General features: G+C 66.9%; 18 protein-coding genes. 7 read left to right on the top strand and 11 right to left on the bottom strand.

The features are described 5' to 3' along the window. The first annotated feature begins 1 nt into the window (after window position 1). The 6 genes from radA (at window position 2) to ACP694_RS06835 (ending at window position 6,420) form a co-directional block, all read left to right on the top strand. Window positions 2-1,384 carry a DNA repair protein RadA gene (radA, locus tag ACP694_RS06860; protein ID WP_426011390.1) on the top strand — a complete coding sequence of 461 codons (1,383 nt, stop codon included), beginning with the start codon at window positions 2-4 and terminating at the stop codon, window positions 1,382-1,384. Further along, on the top strand, window positions 1,381-2,004 hold the full coding sequence (locus tag ACP694_RS06855; protein WP_426011389.1) for a CvpA family protein: 624 nt from the start codon (window positions 1,381-1,383) through the stop codon (window positions 2,002-2,004). The genes radA and ACP694_RS06855 overlap by 4 nt, the downstream gene beginning before the upstream one ends. After that, the gene (gene purF, locus ACP694_RS06850) at window positions 2,001-3,503 is read left to right on the top strand and encodes an amidophosphoribosyltransferase (RefSeq protein WP_426011388.1); all 1,503 of its coding nucleotides are present in this window, start codon (window positions 2,001-2,003) and stop codon (window positions 3,501-3,503) included. The genes ACP694_RS06855 and purF overlap by 4 nt, the downstream gene beginning before the upstream one ends. A 136-nt stretch (window positions 3,504-3,639) precedes the next feature. After that, entirely contained in the window at window positions 3,640-4,617 is a 978-nt protein-coding gene (locus ACP694_RS06845; RefSeq protein ID WP_426011387.1) for a bile acid:sodium symporter family protein, read from the top strand. A gap of 41 nt (window positions 4,618-4,658) precedes the next feature. After that, entirely contained in the window at window positions 4,659-5,411 is a 753-nt protein-coding gene (locus tag ACP694_RS06840; protein WP_426011386.1) for an SDR family NAD(P)-dependent oxidoreductase, read from the top strand. Window positions 5,412-5,517: 106 nt separating this feature from the next. Then, window positions 5,518-6,420 (top strand): NAD(P)/FAD-dependent oxidoreductase, encoded by a 903-nt coding sequence (locus ACP694_RS06835; protein WP_426011385.1) that lies wholly within the window; start codon window positions 5,518-5,520, stop codon window positions 6,418-6,420. Window positions 6,421-6,438: 18 nt separating this feature from the next. On the opposite strand, the gene ACP694_RS06830 is transcribed toward ACP694_RS06835, so the two are convergent. The 11 genes from ACP694_RS06830 to ACP694_RS06780 all read right to left on the bottom strand — a co-directional run bounded on the left by ACP694_RS06830 (window position 6,439) and on the right by ACP694_RS06780 (window position 15,261). After that, the gene (locus tag ACP694_RS06830; RefSeq protein WP_426011384.1) at window positions 6,439-6,801 is read right to left on the bottom strand and encodes a hypothetical protein; all 363 of its coding nucleotides are present in this window, start codon (window positions 6,799-6,801) and stop codon (window positions 6,439-6,441) included. A 91-nt stretch (window positions 6,802-6,892) separates the two neighbouring features. After that, window positions 6,893-8,677, bottom strand: coding sequence for a ribosome biogenesis GTPase Der (der, locus tag ACP694_RS06825; protein ID WP_426011383.1), 1,785 nt, complete (start codon window positions 8,675-8,677; stop codon window positions 6,893-6,895). Window positions 8,678-8,785: 108 nt separating this feature from the next. Continuing rightward, window positions 8,786-10,198: a PQQ-binding-like beta-propeller repeat protein gene (locus ACP694_RS06820; RefSeq protein ID WP_426011382.1), complete on the bottom strand. Its 1,413-nt coding sequence runs from the start codon at window positions 10,196-10,198 to the stop codon at window positions 8,786-8,788. Between the two features lie 11 nt (window positions 10,199-10,209). Next, a complete protein-coding gene (locus tag ACP694_RS06815; protein ID WP_426011381.1) occupies window positions 10,210-10,962 on the bottom strand; it encodes a tetratricopeptide repeat protein in 753 nt (250 codons plus the stop codon). Window positions 10,963-11,135: 173 nt separating this feature from the next. Next, a complete protein-coding gene (gene panB / locus ACP694_RS06810) occupies window positions 11,136-11,963 on the bottom strand; it encodes a 3-methyl-2-oxobutanoate hydroxymethyltransferase (protein WP_426011380.1) in 828 nt (275 codons plus the stop codon). Window positions 11,964-12,044: 81 nt separating this feature from the next. Beyond that, window positions 12,045-12,422: a hypothetical protein gene (locus tag ACP694_RS06805; RefSeq protein WP_426011379.1), complete on the bottom strand. Its 378-nt coding sequence runs from the start codon at window positions 12,420-12,422 to the stop codon at window positions 12,045-12,047. Next, window positions 12,415-13,002, bottom strand: a complete 588-nt coding sequence (locus ACP694_RS06800; protein ID WP_426011378.1) for an RNA polymerase sigma factor — start codon at window positions 13,000-13,002, stop codon at window positions 12,415-12,417. Before ACP694_RS06800 ends, ACP694_RS06805 begins: the two co-directional genes overlap by 8 nt. Before the next feature lie 31 nt (window positions 13,003-13,033). Next, entirely contained in the window at window positions 13,034-13,441 is a 408-nt protein-coding gene (locus ACP694_RS06795) for a DUF6249 domain-containing protein (RefSeq protein ID WP_426011377.1), read from the bottom strand. A gap of 155 nt (window positions 13,442-13,596) precedes the next feature. After that, the gene (locus ACP694_RS06790) at window positions 13,597-14,256 is read right to left on the bottom strand and encodes an HAD hydrolase-like protein (RefSeq protein WP_426011376.1); all 660 of its coding nucleotides are present in this window, start codon (window positions 14,254-14,256) and stop codon (window positions 13,597-13,599) included. Then, window positions 14,256-14,603 carry an ArsC family reductase gene (locus ACP694_RS06785; RefSeq protein WP_426011375.1) on the bottom strand — a complete coding sequence of 116 codons (348 nt, stop codon included), beginning with the start codon at window positions 14,601-14,603 and terminating at the stop codon, window positions 14,256-14,258. The genes ACP694_RS06790 and ACP694_RS06785 overlap by 1 nt, the downstream gene beginning before the upstream one ends. Window positions 14,604-14,871: 268 nt before the next feature. Continuing rightward, the gene (locus tag ACP694_RS06780; protein WP_426011374.1) at window positions 14,872-15,261 is read right to left on the bottom strand and encodes a DUF983 domain-containing protein; all 390 of its coding nucleotides are present in this window, start codon (window positions 15,259-15,261) and stop codon (window positions 14,872-14,874) included. A gap of 80 nt (window positions 15,262-15,341) precedes the next feature. On the opposite strand from ACP694_RS06780, the gene ACP694_RS06775 reads away from it, so the two are divergent. Further along, entirely contained in the window at window positions 15,342-16,724 is a 1,383-nt protein-coding gene (locus tag ACP694_RS06775; protein WP_426011373.1) for a PLP-dependent aminotransferase family protein, read from the top strand. Window positions 16,725-17,010: the final 286 nt, after the last annotated feature.

The raw sequence follows: 17,010 nt of genomic DNA, 5'->3' as shown, positions 1-17,010 counted from the left end.
CATGGCCCGAGACGGCGCCGTCTATGCCTGCCAGTCCTGCGGCGCGGTCACGACCAAGTGGTCGGGGCAATGCTCGGCCTGTCAGGGCTGGAACACCCTGGTTGAGGAAACCGGCGCTCGCGCCCCAGGGGCCTTGTCGGTCACCAAGGCCAGCCGCGCGCGCGGTTTGCAGTTCACCGGCCTGGAAAGCGACACCCCCGCCCCACCCCGCATCATCACCGGGGTCGACGAATTCGACAGGGTGTGCGGCGGCGGCGTGGTGCCGGGCTCGGCCATCCTGATCGGCGGCGACCCCGGAGTGGGGAAGTCCACCCTGTTGCTGGAGGTGGTGGCCAAGGCCTCGATGCGCGGCGCGTCCTGCGCCTATATCTCCGGCGAAGAGGCCGTGGCCCAGATCCGGGGCCGCGCCGAGCGCATGGGCCTGGCCCATGCCGATGTGAAGCTCGCCGCCGAGAGCAGCCTGCGTGACATCCTCGACGGACTGAAGCGCGACAATTTCGACCTGGTGGTCATCGACTCGATCCAGACCATGTGGAGCGACGCCCACGAGGCCGGTCCCGGCACGGTGACCCAGGTGCGGGCCTGCGCCCAAGAACTGGTGCGCCTTGCCAAGAAAAAGGGCGTGGCCATCCTGCTGGTCGGCCACGTCACCAAGGACGGCCAGATCGCCGGGCCGCGCGTGGTCGAGCATCTGGTCGACGCGGTGCTCAGCTTCGAGGGCGAGCGCGGCTATCCGTTCCGCATCCTGCGCGGGGCCAAGAACCGGTTCGGGGCCACCGACGAGATCGGCGTGTTCGAGATGGGCGATTCGGGCCTGCGCGAGGTCAAAAACCCCTCGGCCCTGTTCCTCAACGAGGGCGGCGAGCGGGCGGCGGGGGCGGCGGTATTCGCCGGTATCGAGGGCTCGCGACCCGTGTTGGTGGAGTTCCAGGCCCTGGTCGCGCCCTCCGCGTACGGAACACCGCGACGCGCGGTGGTCGGATGGGATTCCGGGCGCCTGGCCATGGTGCTGGCCGTGCTAGAAAGCCGATGCGGCCTTGGTTTTGGCAACAAGGACGTCTATCTGAACGTCGCTGGGGGCTTGCGGATCACCGAGCCCGCGGCGGACCTGGCGGCGGCGGCGGCCCTGGCCTCCTCGGCCCTGGACATCGCCCTGCCGCAGGACTGCGTCGTGTTCGGCGAGGTCAGTCTTTCCGGTGAGGTGCGGCCCGTGAGCCGTATGGAGACGCGTTTGAAAGAAGCCGCGAAACTCGGCTTTGGTCGAGCCCTGGGTCCGTTGTCGGGCCTGCCCGAAGGCGGCGGCGCCCTGCCGGTGGCCGGCGTGTCGCGACTGGCCGACGCGGTGCGGCGGATCGGCGACGAAATCTGGGGTCAGCTGACGTGACGCCTTTCGACATCATCTTCGGCCTGATCCTGCTGGTCTCGGCCATCGTGGGCTTCGCGCGCGGCGCCTCCCGCGAGCTGACCTCGGCCCTGTCGTTCATCATCGCCGCGCTGGTCGCCCTGCTGGGGCTGCGGATCACCGGACCGCTGTTTCGTGGCCTGATGGACCCCGACTGGGCGGCCACGGCGGCCGCCATCCTGGTCACCTTCGTCATCGCCTTCATCCTGCTGCGGCTACTGGGCGCCTCGATCAGCCGGACGCTGCACGCCGACGGCGCGCTGGGAACCCTGGACCGGCTGATGGGCATGGCGTTCGGCCTGATCCGGGGCCTGGTGGTGCTGGGGGTGTTCAATCTGGTGTTTAACATGGCCACACCGCCCGACCGCATTCCCGCCTGGGTCTCGAAATCGGCGCTCTACCCCCTATCTACGGCCAGCGCCAAGGTGCTGAAGGTCTTTGCCCCCAAGGGCGCCGGCCTTGCCGGAAAACTGGCGCCCGCCATCGAGGACGCCGTCCATGATGGCGCCAGCGACAAACCGTCCGAACCCAAGCCGGGCGAACCAGGCTATGATAGAACCCAGCGTCGCTCCGTCGACGAGCTGGTGGAGAAATCGCGATGACGTCTTTCGGCCAGTCGACCGACCGCTTTTCCTCCGCCCCTTGGCGTGACCCGGAGGACGACACCCTGCGTCTCGAATGCGGGGTTTTTGGCGTTTATGGCGTTCGCGACGCCGCCGCCATCACCGCCCTGGGACTGCACGCCCTGCAGCATCGCGGCCAGGAAGCCTGCGGCATCGCCGCCTTCGACGGCCAGCGCTTCCACACCGAACGGCATATGGGCCATGTGGGCGACGCCTTTACCGGCAATGACCTGGTGGAGCGTCTGCCAGGAAGTATGGCCATCGGCCATACCCGCTATTCCACGGCCGGCGGCAGCGGCATCCGCAATGTCCAGCCAATGTTCGCCGATCTCGAGACCGGCGGCGTGGCCATCGCCCACAACGGCAACCTGACCAACTTCCTGACCCTGCGCGAGCGGCTGGTGCAGGAAGGCGCCATCTTCCAGTCGACCAGCGATAGCGAGGTGATCCTCCACCTGATTGCCCGCTCGCGGAAGGCTCGCATCGTGGATCGCTTCATCGACGCCGTCGCCCAGATCGAGGGCGGTTATGCTCTGGTCGCCATCACCAACAAGAAGATGATCGGCGTGCGCGACCCGCTGGGCATCCGCCCGCTGGTCCTGGGCGATCTCGACGGCAAGCCGGTTCTGGCCTCCGAGACCTGCGCCCTCGACATGATCGGCGCCCGTTTCGTGCGCGACGTCGAGCACGGCGAGATGGTGGTCATCTCCGAGACCGGGGTGAAGTCGACCAAGCCGTTCAACAGCCTGCCAGCTCGCCCCTGCGTGTTCGAATATGTCTATTTCGCCCGCCCCGACAGCGTGGTCAACGGTCGCTCGGTCTATGACGTGCGCAAGCGCATGGGCCAGCGCCTGGCCATCGAGACCGGCATCGAGGCCGACGTCGTGGTGCCGGTGCCCGACAGCGGCGTGCCCGCCGCCATCGGCTACGCCCAGCAGAGCGGATTGCCCTTCGACTTGGGCATCATCCGCAACCACTATGTGGGCCGCACCTTCATCCAGCCCACCCAGGGCGTGCGCGAACTGGGCGTGCGCATGAAGCACAGCCCCAACCGCGCCGTGCTGGAAGGCAAGCGCGTGATCCTGATCGACGACTCGATCGTGCGCGGCACAACCTCGCTGAAGATCGTCCGCATGGTCCGCGAGGCCGGCGCCAAGGAGGTCCACCTCCGCTCGGCCAGCCCGCCGATCAAGTGGCCTGACTTCTATGGCATCGACATGCCCGAGCGCGACCAACTGCTGGCGGCCAACAAGTCGCTGGAAGAGATGGCCCGGTTCCTGGAAGTGGACAGCCTCGGCTTCCTGTCGGTCGATGGCCTTTATCAAGCGCTGGAGGCCGGTCCTCGTGACCCCGCCCGCCCGCAGTTCACCGACCACTATTTCACCGGCGACTATCCCACGCGCCTGACCGACCGCGAGATCGCCGAGGGCCGCAACGACCAGGTTGACCGTCAGTTGTCGCTTCTGGTCAGCGCCTAGGCCCTGCGTCCTTCGAGGCTCGCCGATGGCTCGCACCTCAGGACGAGGAACGTTGAGCCAAATCTTGAATCCCTCATCCTGAGGCGCCGCGCAGCGGCCTCGAAGGACGCAGGGCGTCGCCGCTAGGATGCTGCGCTTGTTCAAAGACCTCCTCGCCAAGCTGAAGATCGACCCCTACATCCTGCTGCTGGTCAGCATGGTGATCCTGGCCTCGATCATTCCGGTGCGCGGCGAATTGGCCGTGATCCTCGGCTGGATCGTCAAGATCGCCATCGCCCTGCTGTTCTTCCTGCACGGCGCCAAGCTGTCGCGCGAGGCTGTGGTGGCGGGCATGATCCACTGGCGGCTGCACCTGCTGATCCTGGCCTTCACCTTCGTGCTGTTCCCGCTCCTGGGCCTGTTGATCGCCAGGTCGGGCGTGCTGTCCCCCACCCTCTCGACCGGCATGTTATTCCTGTGCTGCCTGCCCTCGACCGTGCAGTCGTCGATCGCCTTCACCTCGATCGGCCGGGGCAATGTGGCCGCCGCCGTCTGCGCCGCCTCGGCCTCGAACCTGTTGGGCATATTCCTGACGCCGGTGCTGGTGGCCTTGCTGATCCATGCCCACGGGGACACCGGCGGCGGGCTGGACTCCATCGTATCGATCGTCGTGCAACTGCTGTTGCCGTTCGTGATCGGCCAACTGCTGCGACCGTGGGTGGGCCCGTGGATCGAACGGCACAAGGCCATCGTCGGCAAGGTGGATCGCGGTTCGATCCTGCTGGTCGTCTATTCGGCCTTCAGCGCGGCGGTGGTTGGCGGCATCTGGAAAATTGTGTCGATCCCAGAGCTGTTTCTGCTGCTGGCCGTCTGCGCGGTGCTTCTGGCCATCGTCATGGCCGCCACGGTGTTCGGCGCCAGGGCCCTGGGCTTTTCCAAGGCTGACGAAGTGGCCATCGTGTTTTGCGGCTCCAAGAAAAGCCTGGCCAGTGGCGTTCCGATGGCCGGCATCCTGTTTCCCGGCGCCACGGCCGGTATACTGGTGCTGCCGCTGATGATCTTCCACCAGATCCAGCTGATGGCCTGCTCGGTCATCGCCCAGCACTATGGCGCGCGACCGGCGGACGAGGCCTGACAGCGGTTCCAATCCGTCGCCTTAGCCACTAGAACCCGCTCATGAAGTCCGACTCCGCAACGCCGCTGGCCGGCCGCATCGCCCTCGTCACCGGCGCCACGCGCGGCATCGGCGAAGCCATCGCCGTCGGCCTGGCCAAGGCCGGCGCCCATGTCATCGCCCTGGGCCGCACCCAGGGCGCGTTGGAAGCCCTGGACGACACGATCTTCGCCGCCACCGGCGAACACGCCACGCTAGTCCCGCTGGACCTGCGCGAGGCCGATGGCCTGGACCAGCTGGCCGCGGCCCTTCAAACGCGCTTCGGCAAGCTGGACATCCTGGTCGGCGCCGCCGGGGTGCTGGGCGCCCTGACGCCCGTGGGCCATCTGGACCCAAAGGGCTGGGACATGATCATGGCCACCAACCTGACCGCCAACTGGCGGCTGATCCGGGCCATGGACCCCTTGTTGCGCCGCGCCGACGCCGGCCGCGCGATCTTCATCACCAGCAGCGTCGCCAAGAGCCACCGCGCCTTCTGGGGCGGCTACGCGGCGTCCAAGGCCGGACTTGAGGCCATTGTCGGCTGCTACAACGACGAAATGGAGAACACCACGGTCCGCGCCCTCTGCGTCGATCCGGGCGCCATGCGCACCCGCATGCGGGCCGGCGCCTTCCCCGGCGAGGATCCACTTAGCGTGCCGGCCCCCGACACCCTCGCGCCGCTGATCGTCGAGCTGGCTCGCGCCGACCGGGAGCCGCCCGGAGGCGTCGTGGTGTTCAAGGCGCGCGGTCAGGAATCGGCCAGCATCGGATAAGGCGCGCTTTGCGAGACCCTTCACGCAACCTCAGGAGGGGCTTGCGCGTCTATGGGCGCTGGAGACTCGCAATGACGAATTGCCCTTCGCTGTCCGTCGCCCACCCATGAGCCAGACCTCATATGACGCCGTGATCGTCGGGGCGGGTCCGGCTGGCCTGACTGCGGCGCTCTACATGGCTCGGTTCCGCCGCCAGGTCCTGGTCATCGATGGCGGCGACAGCCGGGCCGCCTGGATCCCCGAGACCCACAATCATCCGGGCTTTCCCGAAGGCGTTTCCGGCCTGGATTTGCTGGAGTTGCAACGCCGGCATGCTGTGCGTTACGGGGCGCAGATCCGGTCGGGGACCGTGGACGCCCTCTCATCGACCGGCGAAGGCTTCAGCCTGTCGATTGACGGCGAAACCGTGCTGTCGCCCACCGTCCTGCTGGCATGCGGCGTCGAGGACAACGAGCCGGCCCTGCCTGGCGTCGAACGCGCCGTGCGCCAAACCTTGCTCCGCACCTGCCCCATCTGCGACGGCTTCGAAGTGATCGGCAAGCGCGTGGGCGTGATCGGCGGCGACGGCTTGGGCGCGCGGGAGGCCTTGTTCCTTCAAACCTATGCCGACCAACTTACCCTGATCCATGTGGGCGCGCCTGACGCCCTGACGGCGGACGAGCGTGATCAGTTGGCGCGCGCGGACATCACGATCGTCGAAACCCCGATCGAGAGCGTCGAACTGCAGATCGACCGCCCACGCGCCCTCTGCTTCTCAGGCGCCAGTCGCCTGGAGTTTGACGCGCTCTATACGGCCTTGGGAGTCACGCCGCGCACGGGCCTGGCCTTGGCGATCGGCGCCCACCACGACGAGTCGAGCCGGCTGGTGGTCGATGAACACCAGCAAACCTCGATCCCCGGCCTTTACGCGGCTGGAGATATGGTGCGCGGCCTAAACCAGATCACCACGGCCCAGGGCGAGGGGTCGATCGCCGCGACGGCGATGCACAATCGTCTGAGAGGTTGCTGACGCGCTTGGTGATCGCCTCTATTCATCGGCCTTGCGGATCTCGCTGATCTCGCACCGGGCGTATTCGTTGGCCGCCAGGGTGTACTGGTTGAGCAGGCCCGTATAGCCGTTCACCGCGCCGATGAATTCGTCCATCGCGCGGTTTCGGACCTTCATGCTGGCATTGTAGCGATCGAGTTCGCCTTTCCGACAGGTGTGCGTGCCCTTGGCCACATTAACGCAGGACGGCAGTTTCGGAATAGGCGGCAAGGTGGGCCGGATGGTTTGCGGCGGCGTCGGCGCGCTGCAGATACGGCTGGAAAGCTTGGCGATCGGCGCCGCGCCAGCGACGGCGTCGGCCTGGTTCAGCGCGGCGGCGAACCCTACGGCGGCAAGAAACATGTAATCACTCCCCCTGACACGGCAACTATAGCCAAGCTGTCAGGGGAAGCGCCACCTGAAGTCGATCGCGATCGGCGATCGAGGAACGATTTTAGCGCCCCTTGGGCGGCGCCTTGTTGCCCCGCACGGTGCGCGAACCGGCCACCGGACGGCGCGGACCCGCCGCCTTGCCGCCAGCCGCCTTGAAGCCAACCTTGTAGCTCGGGGTCTCGGACTTCTTTTGGGCCTTGGGGCCCAGCTTCTTGACCGACTTGACCGCCGCCTTGCCGGGCTCGACCGCAGGCGCGGCCTTGGTCGGAACGATTGGCTTGGCGGTTCTGGTCACGGTGGGGCCAGCCTTCCTGGCGATCCGGACGGCCGCTTTGGTCGGGGTGGCCTCCTGATGGCCAGGCTCGAACTCGACGCCGGCCGCGGCCGCCGCAGCCTCGGCCAGGCGGACCGACTTCTTGACGGTGTTGCGCGACGCCTTGATGCGTTCGGCCTCGCGCTCCTTGCGTTCGAACTCGCGCTTGCCCTTGCCGGAGTGGCCCTTGGCCTCGCCCTCGGCGTAGGGATTGGCCCCTGACTTGATGGTGATGCGCAGCGGCACGCCGGGCAGGTCGAAGCTTTCGCGCAGGCTGTTGATCAGATAGCGCCGATACTGTTCGGGCATCTGGTCGGCGCGGCTGGAGAACAGCACAAAGGTGGGCGGGCGCGCCTTGATCTGGGCCATGTATTTCGGCTTGATCCGCTTGCCGCCGACGCTGGGCGGCGGGTGACGCTGCATGGCCATCTGCAGCCAGTCGTTGAGGTCGCGGGTCTTGACCTTGGTCGACCAATCCTTGTGGCTCTTCAGCACGGCCGGCATCAGCTTTTCGACGCCCTTGCCGGTCTCGCCCGACAGGGCCACCACCGGCGTGCCGCGCAGCTGTGGCAGCATGCGTTCGGCGTGTTCGACGAAGCCCTTCAGAGTGGCGGCCTGGTCCTCGACCAGATCCCACTTGGCCAGCACGAAGACGACGCAGCGCCCTTCCCGCTCGGCCAGGTCGGCGATCTGCAGGTCCTGGGTCTCGAAGGGGTGGGTGGCGTCCATGATCAGCAGGACGACCTCGGCGAAGGTGATCGAGCGGATGGTGTCGCCGGTCGAGAGCTTTTCCAGCTTCTCGTTGACCTTGGCCTTCTTGCGCAGGCCGGCGGTGTCGACGAGACGGACCTTGCGGCCGCCCCAGTCCCAATCCACCGAGATGGAGTCGCGGGTGATCCCGGCCTCGGGGCCGGTCAACAGCCGCTGCTCGCCGATCAGGCGGTTGATGAGGGTCGACTTGCCGGCGTTGGGACGGCCGACAATGGCGATCTTGATCGGCTTGTCGTCGCCCAGTTCCTCGTGCTCGCCCTGCAGTTCCTCGGGGGCGATGGCGATCAGGGCGGCATAGAGCTCGGCCATGCCTTCGCCATGCTCGCCCGAGATCTGGATCGGCTCGCCCAGGCCCAGGCTGTTGGCCTCAGCCGCGCCGTGGTCGCCGGCCTTGCCCTCGGACTTGTTGGCCGCGACCAGCACCGGCTTGTTCCGCTTGCGCAGGATCTCGGCGAAGGTCTTGTCCAGCGGCGTCAGGCCCTCGCGGGCGTCGAACACCAGCAGAGAGACGTCGGCCTCGTCGATCGCCAGCTCGGTCTGGGCGCGCATCCGCGCCTCCAGGCTCTCGTCGGTGACATCCTCGAAGCCGGCGGTGTCGATCAGCTCGAGGTCCAGGTCGCCAAGGCGTCCGTGGGCGAACCGGCGGTCGCGGGTGACGCCGGGCTGGTCATCGACCAGGGCCAGCTTGCGGCCGGCCAGACGGTTGAACAGGGTCGACTTGCCCACATTGGGGCGGCCGACGATGGCGAGTTTCAAAGGCATGGAGTGTGATTAGTCGATTTCGGGGACAAAAGCGACAAACCCGGACTGGTAAGCACCAGCCCGGGTTCGCGCGGCTTGAATTGTGGCTTCGGGCGACGCCCGAAACGTCTAGCGGATAGCGATCAGATTGGCTTCGTCGGTCGCCAGATAGACGGCGTCGCCCATGGCGATCGGACCCAGCAGCACCGATTGGCCGATCTTCAGGGTCTTCAGCGTCTCGCCGGTCTTGGGGTTCAACGCCACGGCCTCGCCCTCGCTCGACACGGTGATCAGGCGGCCCGACGCGAGGATCGGCGTCGACCACAGCAGCGGATGCTTGGCGCGCTTCTTCTTTTGCCGCTTCGACAGCTTGTCGGTGTTGTTGAGGTCGCGGATCCAATAGACTTGACCGGCTTCCCGCGACACGCAGATCACCTGTCCGGCCTTGTCGACCACGAAGACCACGTCGCCGGCCGCCCAGGGGGTGGTGATGGCGGTTACGGGCAGGGTCCAGCGGGCTTGGCCGGTGCGAAGGTCGGTGGCGGCGAAGACGCCCGAATGGCTGACGGCGAAGACGTCGCCCTTGAAGATCACCGGACGACCGGCGATGTCGCGGATTTCCGACAGGGCGTTGGTGCGGCTGGCGCGGCTGAGCGCCTCGCTCCACAGGTCGTTGCCGTTGGTCGTGCGCAGGGCCACCAGTTCGCCCGAGGCGAAGCCAGCCACGACGGTGTCGCCGCTGACCGCCGGGCTCGAGGCGGACAGGATCCGCGCCGGTTCGATCAGGGCTTGATAGGTCCAGCCCGGCGCGCCGTCGGCGGCATTGAAGGTCAGGAGCTCGTTGTCGGTCGAGGTAACGAACACCCGGCCGTCAGAGACGGTCGGCGCCGAGTGGACAGGAGTGCTGGTTTCCTGGCGCCAGCCCTCGGCGCCGCTCGCGGCGTCCAGTTGGGCCACGAAGCGGAAGCCGGACGAGACGTAGAGCTTCCCGCCGGCATAGGCGACGCCGCCGCCAAAGCCGGTGCGATCGCCCGAGCCGCCGAAGCCGAACATGCCGCGCTTCTTGCCCGGCGCCTTGGCGGGACGCAGGTCCTTGCGCCAGACGGTCGCGCCGCTGCGGGCGTCCATGGCCACGACGGTGGCCTCGCCGTCCATCACGAAGATCTTGCCGTCGGCGGCCACGGGCGGCGCGGTGACGTGGAATTTCCTGTTGGCCTTCTGGCCAAAACCCTTGCGCCAGGCAATGTCGAAGTTGGCTGCGGCGGCCACGTGTTCGACCGACTGCTCGGCGTTGCCGCCCGGCAGGGGCCAGTCGGTCTGCACCTTTGCTTCGGGCAGGAAGAAGTCCGAGCCCTTCAGCGCTTCGGCCGGCTCGACCTTCTGGTCGAAGGCGATGACCGAAATCCGTTGACCTTGGGTGGCCAGGGTCTTGTTGGCCTCCTTCTTGTCGAACGGATTGATCTTGGAAATCGTCGAGCAGCCGGCGACCGACACCGCGGTCGTCAGCAGCGCGGCGAGAAGCAGGGAACGCTTTGAAGTCATGGTGCGGCGGCTCATTGGGCGGAATTGAGGGCGGCGGGAAGGCCGGCGGGCGGCGCCTGCAGGGCCGACGGCGGCAAGGCCTTGGCGGCCTTGACGACGGCGGCGAGATTCTTGGCCGAACCGGAATCGATCATCGCGATCGCGCCTTGGGCGCGCTGGCGGACCTCGTCCGACGGGTTGTCCAGCGAGTTGGAAAGCACGCTGAAGTCAGCCCGCGCGCCGGCCAGATCACCAGCCTGCAGCTTGGCGAACGCCAGCGCTTCCTTCGCCTGAACGCGATAGGGACTCTTCTCGCCCATCAACGGGGTCAGCCTCGCCTCGACATCCTTGTAGGAAGCCGTGTCGAGGAGCGCCAAGGCGGAATTGAGGCCGGCCAGGTCGGCCAGGATGGGATTGGTCGCAAGCTTGGCCGCCTGGTCGAAATAGACCACCGCTTCGGGGGTCTTGTTCTCTTCAAGGCGCGCCCCGCCCATCTCGATCAAGGCCAGGGTCTTGTAAACGGCCGGGCCGGTCTTGGAGATCGCCTCGAAGGCCGGGAACGCCTTGACCGGGCCGATCTTTTGCTCGCTCTCCAACGCCGCCTGGTAGGCTTCTGAAGCCTTGGCGATCTGGCCCTCCTGATAATGGGTCCAGCCCCACCAGGCGCCAACGGCGAGAATCGCCACGGCCGCCAGTACGCCCAGCCAAGGCAGCGACTTCAGCGCGAGGGACTTGTAGCGGTCGGAGCGCAGTTGCTCTTCGACCTCGTCAAACACATCGACCACGAACGAGGCTCCGGTAGGGGCGAGAACAGCGCCCGACGGCGGCAACGCCGGATTGCTCCGAGATTGCCGCCATAGATGAAAACCAATGGCGAGCGGGCTCGCCGAGGCGGCGAACCTATAGCGTGTCTGGGTCAGCCGCAACGGGGCGGAGCGGCCTCAACGCGACAGCCGCCCTACCCCTTCTTGGCGTAATAGGTCTCGGCCTCGCCCGGGAAGGTGCGGGCCTTGACGTCGCGCGCGTAGTCGGCGGCGGCCTGCTGGATCTGGTTCTTCAGGTCGGCGTAGCGCCGCACGAACTTCGGCGTCCAGTCGAACAGGCCCAGCATGTCGTCGGTGACCAGGATCTGGCCGTCGCACCCCGCCGAGGCCCCGATGCCGATGGTCGGTGGGGCGATGGCGGCGGTGATCTCGCGAGCCAGGTTTTCGGCGACGCCCTCGACGACCACGGCGAAGGCCCCGGCTTCGGCGGTGGCGCGAGCCTCTTCGAGCACGACGGCCCGGCCGGCCTCGTCCTTGCCCTTGGCCTTGAAGCCGCCATCGACCAGCACCGCCTGCGGGCGCAGGCCGACATGGCCCATGACCGGGATCCCGCGCCGCACCAGATAGGCGATGGTCTCGGGCACCGTAGGGCCACTCTCGACCTTCACCGCCTGGCAGCCGGTTTCCTTCATCAGCCGCACGGCGTTGGCATAGGCCTCTTCGGGCGGGCCCTCGTACGAGCCGAAGGGCATGTCGACGACCACCATCGCCTTGCGTGAGCCACGCATCACCGCCTGGCCGTGCAGGATCATCATTTCCATGGTGACGCCAACGGTGTTGGGCAGGCCGTGCACCACCATGCCCAGCGAGTCGCCCACCAGCAGCACGTCGCAGGCGTCGTCCAGGGCAGCAGCCACCGGCGCGGTGTAGGCCGTCAGGCAAACCAGAGGCTCGCCCCCCTTGCGGGCGGTGATGTCAGGGGCCGCCAGGCGACGGATCTTTTCTTCGCGATGAGCGGACAAGGCGAGCCCTCCTGGAAAAAGCGTGCGCCGTTTTCCGCCAGATCGTTCCGCACCGCAACATGATCGATGAAAAAGGCGGGTTTAAACCTCGTCCACCAGCCGGGTCACCACGAAGGCCAGCGCCAGGGCCGCCAGCACCGCCGCCAGCCAGATGGTCTCGGTGCTGCCCATCGAGAAGAACTGGTCGTAGCGGGCCACCACCTTGCCCAGGCCCAGGTCGAGCTGCTGAGCGCCGTCGCGCGAGACGTTCGAGAACTCCTCGGCGAAACGGCTACCGATCAACTGCACGGCCACCGCCAAACCGGCGACAACGCCAGTCGCGCCGATCACCGCGCGGCGCAGGGCCCAGCCGCGATCCAGCTTGTCCGTGACGCGCTGGGTGAACTGTTCGGAATCGCGGAACACGGGCGGCTGGCCAAAGAGCCGCGAAAGTTGGGTTTCGAAATCGAGGTCAGCCAAGGTTTTCCCTCCTCGCGGAGTCGTTCGAGACGCGTCCCGATGGCGAGGCCATTCGGGTCCTGAGTTTATCCAGACCACGTTTGACATGGGATTTGACCGTCCCCAGGGGGATATTCAAGAGCTCTGCGGCCTCGGTGTGCGACCAATCGGCTCCGTAGCAGAGGGATATGCACAGGCGCTCGGCGTGCGACAGGATCTTGAGCGCCTCGTCCAGATCCATACGGTCGGCCGTCGCCCCGGGGCCGTCCAACGCGATCGGCGCGGAGTCCTCGGCGGTCTCGGTCAGCACGAACCGCGAGTCCCGCTTGACCCGGCGCAGATAGAGCCGGGCGGCGGTCTTCTTGATCCACCCGCCAAAGGACCCCTCGCCGCGATAGTCGGCGATCTGCTCGAACCCGACCAGGAAGGCGTCTTGGGCGATGTCGTCAGCCGTGGCGGAGTCCGCGCCCAGCCGGCGCAGCAGGCCCCGCACGGCCGAGCCGTGGCGACGCACCAGCTCGCCGAAGGCCATCCGATCTCCCGCCGCCGCCAAGGCGGCCAGCTCGATATCGTGGCCGGTGGGTGGGCGCTCGATGCCCATCAGATCTGTCCCCTCTTCCCCGCGTTCGGAATCAGTCTTGCGGCGGATGCTTGACGGGATTGAAGAAGCTGAGAATGACGAAGGCTAGGCCGACAGCACCAGGGAGAGCCGCGCCGGCCATGGTGCAATACATCGCGATGTGCATCCCGGTATTGTTGACTTGCCCCAGGGCGAGGCCGGTCAGTGCGGTGCCTCCGGCGATAAACAGAAGAATGATGCCGATCCGCATGTCGCGATGCGCGGAGGACACTCGCGGCGACCTCGTATCCTTGGACAGCGCTTCGATCAGTTCCGGGGGAAGGGTCTGGCCTTTTTCAATGGCCGCTCGGACGGTTTGTTGCATTTCGCGCCGCTCGCGGCTTTTCAGCCAAATTGGCACGATGACGATGGCCGCGACCATCAAAAACGGTGACATCGGAATCAGAAATCCCAGGTCCATGGCTTAAGTCCCCTCAACGGTATTGGCGGCGGCGTCTCGCCATCGCCCTCTGTAAGTAAGAGACCTGGGCCATGGCGTTTGGAGGCGCCCGGGCACATGAAACTTTCGTAAGCCTAGCGATGGGCCAACACCTGGCTGCTCGCCGCATTGCCAGACTAGTCGGCGCCGAGGCCCTGATTGGATGCGGCGACCTTGGAAATAATTTCATCCATGGCCGAAAACATCATGGTCGGTGCGTGGTCGGCCAGGGCCCGCCGGGTGGCGTAGCCCCATTCCACGGCTCCGCAGGCCAGACCCGCCTCGCGGGCCGCCTCGATGTCGCGAGTCTCGTCGCCGATGCACAGCACGCGGTCCTTGGCGACGCCCGAGGCCTTGACCACGGACCTGAACTTGGCGGCCTTGCCGAAGATCGCCGCGCCGCAGCCAAAGTGATTGACCAGGACGGCCAGGTCGGGCCCGAGGATAGAACGAATGGTCGCCTCGGAATTGGAGCTGACGATCGCCAGCCTCCGCCCCGCCGCCGACAGGCTGCGCAGCAAGTCGCCGGTGCCGGAGAACAGCGGAATGGAATGGGCCTCGGCCGCCATCATCTTCTTGCCTTGGGCGGCGACCAGCGGAACCTTCCAGAGCGGCAGGCCCAGATAGGCGATGATCTCGCGGCTGGAGCGGCCTCGCAGCATGGCGATCTCGTCTTCGGTCACGGCCTTGAACTTGAACCGCTCGGCCAGCGGCCGCACCGCGCGCATCGCCCACGCGGTACTATCGGCCAGGGTGCCGTCGAAGTCGAAGATGACGAGATCGATGCGGGCGCCCATCAGCCCATCGCCTCCTGGTATTGATCGGGCCTGAACCCAACCAGGAGTCGGCCCCGAAAGTCGAGCACCGGACGCTTGATCATCGACGGTTGGGCCAACATCAGGGCGATGGCCCTGGTCTCGTCCAGGTCCTGCTTGTCGGCCTCGGGCAGCTTGCGGAAGGTCGTGCCGGCGCGGTTGAGCAGGGTCTCCCAGCCCACGGCCTTGGCCCAGGCCTCCAGGCTGGCGGGATCGACACCGGCGGCCTTGTAGTCGTGGAATCCGTAGGCCACGCCGTGACCGTCCAGCCAGTCGCGCGCCTTCTTCATCGTGTCGCAGGCCTTGATCCCGTAGATCGTGGTCGTCACGCCGATTGCTCCGTGCGCGGTCAGATTCTTGTTCTGGCCACAGTAGAGTTCGCGCGCCATCGGGCAAAACGGAAAAAGGGCGGGCTCATTCCCCGCCTACTCCTTCAAGGATGGCGAACTTCACCCTGGCGAAGCGCCGGGCCATGGCGTCGATATCGACGAGGCCTTGGCCGCCCAGCACCCTACCGCCCCGCCAGCCTGCCGGTGAACCGCCTCGAAGACGGCGCACTGTTCAACTGGTGATCTTGAAACCAGGCGGCGCTCCCCGCTACTCCGGTCGGCTCTGGACGCTCGAAGCGCCGCCCTCGCTGGCCTTGTGAATATATTGCTCGGCGACCAGCCAGGCCTTCACCGGCCGTAGCGTGCCCAGGCAACCCACCAGCAGCGCGGGGAAAACCGTCGCGAACTGAACCCAGATCGGCGGCTGGAAAGCCACGACGCTCCAGGCCCAGACGGCGATCACCAATATGCCGACGCCGGTCATGACGAAGAAGGCCGGGCCGTCGGCGGGTTCTGCGAAGGCGAAGTCCTGGCCGCAGCGATCGCAGGCCTTCGCCAGCGTCAGGAACCCGCTGTAGAGCCGCCCTTCACCGCAGCGCGGACACCGGCAGAGCAAACCCGCCTTCAGGCTCGATGGAGAATTGAGGACGGGAGTCATCGCCGGGCCTTACATACAAAGTGGAGCGAATTGCATACATTATGATTAGAATGTATGTATTTCGTCATGGATACACAACCGTGACCCGCGACCTTCCCATCGCCGGCTGGCTGAGGCGTATCGAGCCACGCGGCGGCCTGCCGATCTATCTGGCGCTGGTCCAGGCTCTTGAAACCGCGATCCGGGGGGGAGAGTTGCAACCAGGCGACCAACTTCCTCCACAGCGCGCCGTCGCCGCTCAGCTCGGCATCGACTTCACGACGGTAACCCGCGCCTATGGCGCGGCCCGGGCCAAGGGCCTGGTGGAGGGGGCTGTCGGACGCGGCACCTTCGTGCGCCGCCGGGTCGGCGACGATGACGCGGGGGTAGTGGATCTGAGCATGAACCTTCCGCCGCCGCCGACCGGCCTGTCGCTGGCCGCGCTGTTGAAGGAGACCACCGCCGCCATCCTGGATCGCACCGACTTCGCCACCCTGATGGCCTATCACGCTGGACCCGGCACGCCGGGTCAGCGCGCGGCCGGCGCGGCCTGGCTCGCCCCCGTCATGGGCGAGATCGCCCTTGACCGCATCATGGTCTGCCCCGGCGCCCAGGCCGCCCTCACCGCTCTCCTGCTGACGATCGCCGGCCGCGGCCAGAGTCTGGTCGTCGAGCCGCTGACCTATCCCGGCCTGCTCGCCCTGGCCGAGACCTTGGACCTTCGCTTGCTGGCCTGTCCGGTCGATGACCAGGGCTTCGTGCCCGAGGCGCTGGACAGACTTTGCGGCGAGCAGCGGCCTGCGGCGATCTATGTGGTGCCGACGACCCAGAACCCGGTCGCCACGACGATGGGCCTGGCCCGACGCCGCGAGGTCGCCGCGATCGCCAGCGCACACCGCGTCTGGCTGATCGAGGACGATCCTTATAGCCGCCTGTTCGACGCTCCGCTTCCGGCCCTGACCACGCTTGCGCCGGATCTGGCCTTCCATGTAGCGACACTGTCCAAGACGCTGTCTCCGGGTTTACGGACGGCGTTCGTGGTCGCGCCGTCCAGCGGAATGGCCGAGCGGATCACGTCGCGCCTGCGCGCCACGGCCTTGATGGGCTCGCCCTTGACCACGGCGGTGGCCGTGCGCTGGATCCGCGACGGCGCCGCCGAGCGCGTTCTTTCGGCGGTCCGTCTCGAGGCTCGCGCGCGGCGGGCCCTGGCCGGCGAAATCCTGCCGACCGCGAGGGGCGCGGCGGAGTCTATTCATGTGTGGCTCGACCTGCCTCCGGGCTGGCATGCGGGACGGGTGCACGCCCAGGGGGCCGCCCAAAGCCTGTCGCTGGTCGCCGCCGAGGCCTTCGCCACTACGCCAGACCACGCCAACGGCCTGCGCATCTCGCTGGGCGGCCCGGCCAAGCAATCTGTGCTGCGCGAGGCGTTGAGCCATGTCGCGGCGCTACTCGCCAGGGGACCGGGCCAGCGCCTGGTCGTCTGAACGAAAAAGTCCCGGAGCGCGAAGCTCCGGGACAGTGCAAATCAAGAGGGGGATACGGCTAGACAATTCGCCAGCTGACGATTGGTTCAGTCCGGAGAGCGATGTCCTTTGGGACATCAGGCAAGCTTCCGTCGCCCCAAGGGAATGTGCCGGGTTTGGCCGACCAGGCTGTGGATCAGAACGAACTCCGAAACTTTCCAATCCACGCCAAGCCGGTGGGCTCCATCAGCCGGCGGGCAATCAGGTCACCTGTCGTGAGTGCCTTCCAAAGCGTCTCCTGCGCATG

Source organism: Caulobacter sp. DWR2-3-1b2, assembly GCF_049896345.1.
Taxonomy (GTDB): Bacteria; Pseudomonadota; Alphaproteobacteria; order Caulobacterales; family Caulobacteraceae; genus Caulobacter.
Note: the sequence above shows the minus strand (reverse complement) of the source record. Positions and strands in the feature narration are given on the sequence as shown.